5 protein-coding genes are annotated in these 7,025 nt (G+C 74.8%); 3 read left to right on the top strand and 2 right to left on the bottom strand.

The window, feature by feature from the left end; all coding sequences use genetic code 11:
- Window positions 1-190 precede the first annotated feature (190 nt).
- Entirely contained in the window at window positions 191-1,783 is a 1,593-nt protein-coding gene (locus ABZ885_RS32415; RefSeq protein WP_360196600.1) for a M4 family metallopeptidase, read from the bottom strand.
- A 294-nt stretch (window positions 1,784-2,077) separates the two neighbouring features.
- On the opposite strand from ABZ885_RS32415, the gene ABZ885_RS32420 reads away from it, so the two are divergent.
- The 3 genes from ABZ885_RS32420 to ABZ885_RS32430 all read left to right on the top strand — a co-directional run bounded on the left by ABZ885_RS32420 (window position 2,078) and on the right by ABZ885_RS32430 (window position 4,583).
- Window positions 2,078-2,479 carry a GNAT family N-acetyltransferase gene (locus tag ABZ885_RS32420; protein WP_360196603.1) on the top strand — a complete coding sequence of 134 codons (402 nt, stop codon included), beginning with the start codon at window positions 2,078-2,080 and terminating at the stop codon, window positions 2,477-2,479.
- 67 nt (window positions 2,480-2,546) lie between these two features.
- Window positions 2,547-3,089 carry a GNAT family protein gene (locus tag ABZ885_RS32425; protein ID WP_360196606.1) on the top strand — a complete coding sequence of 181 codons (543 nt, stop codon included), beginning with the start codon at window positions 2,547-2,549 and terminating at the stop codon, window positions 3,087-3,089.
- Window positions 3,090-3,233: 144 nt separating this feature from the next.
- Window positions 3,234-4,583: a hypothetical protein gene (locus ABZ885_RS32430; protein WP_360196609.1), complete on the top strand. Its 1,350-nt coding sequence runs from the start codon at window positions 3,234-3,236 to the stop codon at window positions 4,581-4,583.
- 7 nt (window positions 4,584-4,590) lie between these two features.
- Here ABZ885_RS32430 and ABZ885_RS32435 read toward each other — a convergent pair whose 3' ends face one another.
- Complete coding sequence (locus ABZ885_RS32435) at window positions 4,591-6,729, bottom strand: amino acid adenylation domain-containing protein (protein WP_360196612.1); 2,139 nt, start codon at window positions 6,727-6,729, stop codon at window positions 4,591-4,593.
- Window positions 6,730-7,025 lie beyond the last annotated feature (296 nt).

Genomic DNA, 7,025 nt, shown 5'->3' on the forward strand with positions numbered 1-7,025 from the left:
CCCCGCCCCGCCGCCGCCCCCCCCAACCGCCCCGCGCCGCCCCCCCCAACTGCGCGGGGTGTGGCCCGCCCCTTCAGGGCGGGCCCACACCCGGGAGGGGGAACCACCGGATCCGGCTGGAGTCCGGAACCGGAGGATCAGGAGGGCCGGGAGGCCCGGAGTGGCAGGAGGATCAGGAGGAGCCGGCGGGTCAGGAGACCGCGACGGCGCTCCAGGCGGCCGCGACGGCCTTGTACTCGGTGCTGTTGAGGCCGTAGAGGTCCTTCGCGGCGTTCAGGGACGCGGTGCGCGCGCCCTTGTAGTCCGTGGTGGACGTCATGTAGACGGTCAGCGCGCGGTACCAGATCTTGGCGACCTTCTGGTTGCCGATGCCGGTCACCGTGGAGCCGTTGCAGGTGGGGCTGTTGTAGGTGAAGCCGTTGATGGTCTTGCTGCCGCTGCCCTCACTGGCCAGGTAGAACCAGTGGTTGCCGACGCCCGAGGAGTTGTGCACGTCGAGGCGGCCGACCGACTTGCTCCAGCAGTCGGCGGAGCGGCCGTCGAGCGAGGGCTTGTCCATGCGGCGCAGCCACGGCGGGGTGGACTGGTCGCTGAACAGGTAGTCGGGGGTGTCCACCTTGTTGTTGGCGTACCACTCGACCATGGTGCCGAAGATGTCGCTGGTGGCCTCGTTGAGGCCGCCGGACTCGCCGCTGTAGCGGAGGTTGGCGGTGGCGCTGGTGACGCCGTGGGTCATCTCGTGGCCCATGGTGTCGAGGTCGACCTGCTCGGGGTCGGTGGTGCCGTCGCCGTCGCCGGTCATCATGCAGAAGCAGCTGTCGGACCACTGGGCGTTGTCCCAGTTGGTGCCGACGTGGACGAAGACGGTGGCGCCCTTGCCGTCGTTCTTGATGCCGTTCCGGCCGAAGGTGTTCTTGTAGTAGTCGTACGTCCAGGCGGTGTTGGCGTGGGCGTCGACGGCGGCGGTGGCGCGGTCGCCGGAGAACTTCCGGCCGTCGCCCCAGACGTTGTCGGCGTCGGTGAAGAGGGTGCCCGAGCTCGCGTTGATCGAGTTGGACGAGACGTTGTGGGCGTCCTTGGTGACGGTCCCGCGCACCGGGTCGATCAGCGCGTAGCCGCCGGACTGCGGGGTGGTGTCGATGGTGACGTCACCGGTGTACTCGGAGTGGCCGGTGCCGCTGGCCTGGTGCTCGGAGTCGTAGGTCTCGATCTGCTCGCCGGTGGTGGCGTCGGTGACGACGACCTTGCCGGCCGGCTGGCCGTGGTCGCCGACGCCGGCGACGGTGGTCTTCCAGGCGAGGCGGGGCGTGCCGTCGGCGGCCCAGACGACCAGCTCGGGCGAGCTGGTGGCGGAGCCGATGTTCGGCGCGGCCTGGAGGGCCTGGCCGGCGCTCGCCTGCGCCGGGATCTTCGGGACGGTGGACTTCACCTTGGCGTCGTGGGCCGCCGCGCGGGAGGAGTCCTTGAGCCGGCCGCGGGCGTCCTGGTGCACGACCAGGTCGCCGCCGACGACGGGCAGGCCCAGGTACGTGCGGTCGAAGCGGACGTGCTGGGTGCCGTCGGCGTCGATGACGACGTCCTTGACCTGGAGGTCCTGGCCGTCGCCGAAGCCGAAGACGGCGGCGTTGCGGGTGACGTTGGCCTTGGCCTGGGCGATCGCCGCGTCACGGCCGTTGGGGGCGGCGGACGCCGTGCCGGCCTGGAAGGTGGCGGCGACGAGAGCGGCGGTGGCCGCGATGGCTCCGGCCGCGAGGTGGCGGCGGTGAGAGGAGGTGGGGCTCACTCTGACTCCAGTCGGGGTAGCTGCAGGGGAGTTGCGTCAGAGATTGACGGTGAGCTGCCAACCCCGGCTAGAGATAGCGTCAGATCTTGACCATTTCGTGTCCTACGCTGATCGAATCTGATCGGTTGTGAATACACACTGTGAAAACCGCTGTTGAAGCACTGAATGCCGGTGTGAACGACGGTGTGAACGAGTTGCGGACGAGGCGGCGGATCCCCCTGCTCGTCCACCGCGAACGCCCGCCCCAACGCCCGCCCCAACGCCCGCCCCGAACGCCCGTCCTAGGATCCCGCCATGACCACCCGGTACACCTGGCGCGGACCCTTCACCGACGACGAGCTCAACGCCCTGCACGCGGAGGGCTTCGACCACCCCGTCCAGGCCATCGCCTGGCGAGCCCGGCTGGAGCGGCACAGCCTCGGCTGGGTCTGCGCCCGCCCCGCCGCCGGCGGTCCGCTGACCGGGTTCGTCAACGTCGCCTGGGACGGCGGGGGTCACGCCTTCCTCCTCGACACCGTGGTCGCCGGCGCCGCCCGGCACGCCGGCGTCGGCACCCGGCTGGTCGCCGCCGCCGTCGACGGGGCCCGCGCGGCCGGCTGTGCATGGCTGCACGTCGACTTCGAACCCCACCTCCGCGCCTACTACCTCGACGCCTGCGGCTTCCGCAGCACCGACGCCGGCCTCTTCCGGCTCTGACCGGACGGGCGCGCCGGCCCGTCCGATCCGTTTGCCGCCGTCCGGCCCGGTCGGGTAGGAAGCTCGCATGCTACGAGGTGAAAAGGTCGGGTTGCGGGCCCGGCACGACGAGGACATCCCGATCCTGCGGGCCGAGCTCTACGACGACGTGGTCGGCTCCTCGCGGGCCGAGAGCGGACCGTGGCGGCCGATCGCGCCCGGCTCGAAGGACCCGCGGCTCGTGGTGGACGACACCGCGCAGGGGCATGTCCCCTTCTCCGTGGTGGAGTTGGACGGCGGGACGCTGGTCGGTACGGCGACGCTCTGGGGCATCGACAACCACCACCGGTCCGCGCACATCGGGCTGGGGATGCTGCCGTCCTCCCGCGGCAAGGGCTACGGCACCGACGTGGTCGCGGTGCTGTGCCACTACGGCTTCGTCGTGCGCGGCCTGCAGCGGCTGCAGATCGAGACGCTGGCGGACAACGTCGCGATGCTGCGCTCGGCCGAACGCAACGGCTTCGTCCGCGAGGGCGTGCTGCGCTCCTCGGCCTGGGTGATGGGCGAGTTCCTGGACGAGGTGCTGCTGGGGCTCCTCGCCCGGGACTGGAACCCGGAGTCGAAGGCCTAGTCTCCCGCCCGGCGCCTGCCGCCCGGCGCCTCCCGCCCGGCGCCTGCCGCCCGGGGCCACCTGTTCGGGGCCTGCCGCGTGGTCCGGTGCGGTGTTCCTCCGACTCCGGCCCACGGCCCTCCCGCGGGACCGTAGGCTCGCGGGATGGACGGATGGGTGAAGGCCTGGACGGGCGGGCTGCGCGCCGTGCACCTGGGGAACGTGGCCGACTTCAACGACCAGTTCCTCGCGGCGGGGACGGACGCCGCCCAGCGGGCGCGCCGGCTGCGCCAGGCCCACCACTACGCGGGCATGGCCGCCTGCTACAGCCCGGAGCCGGCCGTGCTGGTCCTGCCGCGCGAGGTCGACCGGGCCTGGATCGACTGGCTGGCGCGGGAGTTGGCCTGGGGTCAGGTCGAGCTGTACAGCGGGATCGCCCCGGACGGGACGCTCGCCGAGGCGCTGGCCGCCCGGCCCGCCCTGGCGGCGCGGATCGCGGCCGGTCCGGAACCGGTGGTGGCCTGGGGCCGGACCGCCGCCCAGGGGGACGGACCCGCCCTGACGGTGGTGCGCCGGTACGAGTCCAAGGCCGCCGCGCACGGGCTGTTCGCCGAACTGGCCCCGGACCACCCGGGAATCGTGGTGCCGCGCCAGGAACAGCCGGACTCGCCGCGCCGTGCCGCCCGCCGGCTCACCGCCCGGGCGGGCCGGGGCCTGACCACGGTGGTGAAGAGCCCGCACGGCGTCGGCGGCTACGGCACCGTCGTGGTGACCCCGCACCAGCTGTTCGCAGCCGGCGGCGGACGCGCCCTGCTGCGCCGGCTGGCCCGCGACGAGGCGCTGCCGTCCGGCGGCGCGCTGCTGCTGGAGGAGTACGTGGACGGCGGCCGCGGCCGGCACCTGCGCGACCTCACCTTCGACGCGGTGATCGGCGAGGACGGGCGGGTCCACCCGGTCGGCGTCGGGGCGATGGAGGTGGACGGCACCCGGTACCTGGGGGTGACGGTCGGTCCGGGCGTGGTGCCGCCCGGCGCGGCGGCGACCGCCGAACGGTTCGGACTCGCGGTGGGCGAGCGGCTCGCTGCCGACGGCCACCGCGGCTGGTTCGACGTCGACTTCGTGACCGACCGGCAGCGCCGGCTCGCCCCGACCGAGACCAACCTGCGGCTCACCGGGCCCGCGATCGCCTTCGTCCTGCGGGCCCGGCTCGACCTGGTGCGCGGCCCGGGCCACCTGGTCCGCGTCCTGGACGGGATGCCGCTCGGCGCGCGGCTCTCCCAGGAGGCGCTGTACGACCACCTGGACCGGCTGCGCCCGCGCTGCGCCCGGCTCGGCGTCACCCTGCTGCCGCTGCTGGTGACGGCCGGCTACGAGCCGGAGCCGGCCGTCGGCCTGGCGCTCGCCGTGCGCGCGGCCGCCGGCGAACCGGACGCGGCCCAGGCGTTGGACGCCGCGGAGGCGCTGGTCGGGGCGGCCAACCAGGCGCTGGGCCGGATGTTCGAAGCGCTCCGCTGAGGCGGCTTCACTTCCGCTCGGCCGGCGACCGCCAGGCGAGGAAGCGGACCACGATCACGGCCGCGGCCATCAGCGCGACGTTGAACACGAAGACCAGCACCGACTCCCGCGGCCAGTCCCTCGGCGAGCCGGTCCGGTACAGGTTGTCCTGCGGCCACCAGGCGGCGAGCAGCCAGAACACCGACAGATGGGTGGCGACGGACAGCGCGGGCGGCCGCCCGTACCCGGCGATCACCTGATAGCCGAACACGAGGTAGCTCAGCCCGAGGCCGAAGGAGGCCAGCTCGCAGAAGTACAGGATGCGGAAGTACGTCGCGTAGGGACCGGGCACCGCGGACAGGTCGGTCGAGCCGGGCCAGAGGGCGTCGGTGAGGACCAGCGCCAGGAGCGCGACGGGCACCGCGCAGCCGACCCAGGCGCAGCCCGGGAGCCCGCCGGGCTGCGCGCTGCCTGCCCGCCCGCCGCCCGCCTTGGCCCCGCTCTTGCCGCCCTTCCCCGGCTTCGGCCCGGGAGCGTGCTCCCGCGGCGCCGGCAGCGGCAGCGCGCCGCGGTCCAGCTTGCCGGCCCTGGTCCGGGGGAGGGCGGGCAGCGGCACCACGGCGGCGGGCGCCTCCCCGGCCGGCAGCTCGTCCGACAGCCGGGCGGACAGCGACCAGGCGTCCGCCGCCTCGGCGTCCGGCACCGTCACGGCGTAGCCGACCAGGGCGCGTCGGCCGGGCTCCGGCTCGACCTCGGCGACGGCGGCCTCCCGTACCGCCGGGTGCGCGCGCAGGGCTCCCTCGGCCCGGGCGGCGACGGTGACCCGCCGCACCACGTCGGCGGACCGGACGGAGCCGGCCGGGCCGACCACGCTCTCGGTCCGGGCGGTGAACTCCAGCACGCCGTCCGCGCGGAAGCGCCCGAGGTCGCCGGTGAGCAGCACCCGGCCGTCCGGGTCGAACGCCGCGGGGACGAACCGCCGTGCCGTCTCCTCGGGCCGGTTCAGGTAGCCCCGGCCCAGCCCCGGCCCGGCGACCGCGATCTCGCCGACCTCGCCGTCCGGGACGGGCAGGCCGTCCGGGCCGAGCACGTGGACCCGGGCGCCGGGGAAGGGCGTGCCGACCAGCGACACCCGCTCGCTGAGCTCGCCGCCCGCCGAGCCGGCGGCGTCGAAGCAGGTGGAGTCCACGGACGCCTCGGCGAGGCCGTAGACGTTCAGCACCCGGGTGCCGCCGCCCGTCCCGGCGCCGACGACGTCCTGGTTCAGCAGCCGTTGCAGGCCCAGCTGCTCGTCCAGGTACCACTTCTCCGCCCCGACGGTGAGCAGCCGCACGCCCGGCAGGGAGGCGCCGGTGGCCGCCAGGTGGTCGTAGAGGCGGCGCGCGGTGCGGACGTTCAGCTCCAGGACGGTGATCCGCTCGGCGGCCACCAGGGCGGGCAGGTCGGCGATGTCGGCGGTGCGGTCCAGGGTGAGGTTGCGCGGGGCGACCACCAGGGTGGCGCCGGTGCACAGCGCGCGCACCCAGTCGGCGGTGAAGACGTCGAACTCCAGGCTCGCCGTCTGCAGGATCCGGTCGGCGGGGGAGAGGCCGTACACCTCGTGCCAGCCCCGGTGGGCGGCCAGCAGGTTGCGGTGCTCGATCAGGGCGCCCCGCGGCAGGCCGGTCGAGCCGGAGGTGAAGAAGAGACAGGCGAGGTCGTCCGGCCCGGTGGTGACCGGCGGCGGACCGGCGGGCCGTGCCGCGATCTCCTCCGCCGCCGAGTCCAGGCAGACCACCGCCCGCCCGCCGGTGTCGGTGACCCGCACCCGGTGCGCCTCCTCGGTCACCACCAGCACCGGGTCGGAGTCCGCCAGTACGTGCCGCAGCAGCGCGTCGGGGGCGCCCGGTTCCAGCGGGACGTACGCGCCGCCCGCCTTCAGCACCGCGAGCAGGGCGACGAACACCCGGGTGCCCCGGCCCAGCGCCACCGCCGCCCGGTCGCCGGGCCCCAGCCCCTGCGCGACCAGGTGGCGGGCCAGCCGGTTCGCCCGCTCGTCCAGCTCACCGTACGTCAGCTCCCGGGCGCCGCAGCGGACGGCGAGCGCGTCCGGGGACCGCCACGCCTGCTCCTCGAACCGCCCGTGCAGTGTGCCGGCCCGCCCCGCCGGTTCCGCGTCCCACCCCATCCGGACATCCCCCTTCGTCCCGTGCTTCCCTCCGATCCTGCCGCCAACCTGCGTTCGGCGACAGGGGCGTGCGGCACACGGGGCCCTTCGCGCCCCCCACTGCCCGCCGGACGGCGGCCGTCGCCCGGCGGGCGGCGTCCCGGGCCCGGTGAGGCCCCGACCGCGCCGTCCACGCCTCGGACGGGCCCGGCCGCGCCCGTCCCACGGTTGTACTCTGCACGCGACCACGGCGACGCCCTCGGCGCGCACGTAGCCGTCCGCCGCGGCGTCGAAGGTGCGTGACCGGCCCTCCGGGG

The sequence above is a fragment of the Kitasatospora sp. NPDC047058 genome, assembly GCF_040643935.1.
Lineage (GTDB): Bacteria > Actinomycetota > Actinomycetes > Streptomycetales > Streptomycetaceae > Kitasatospora.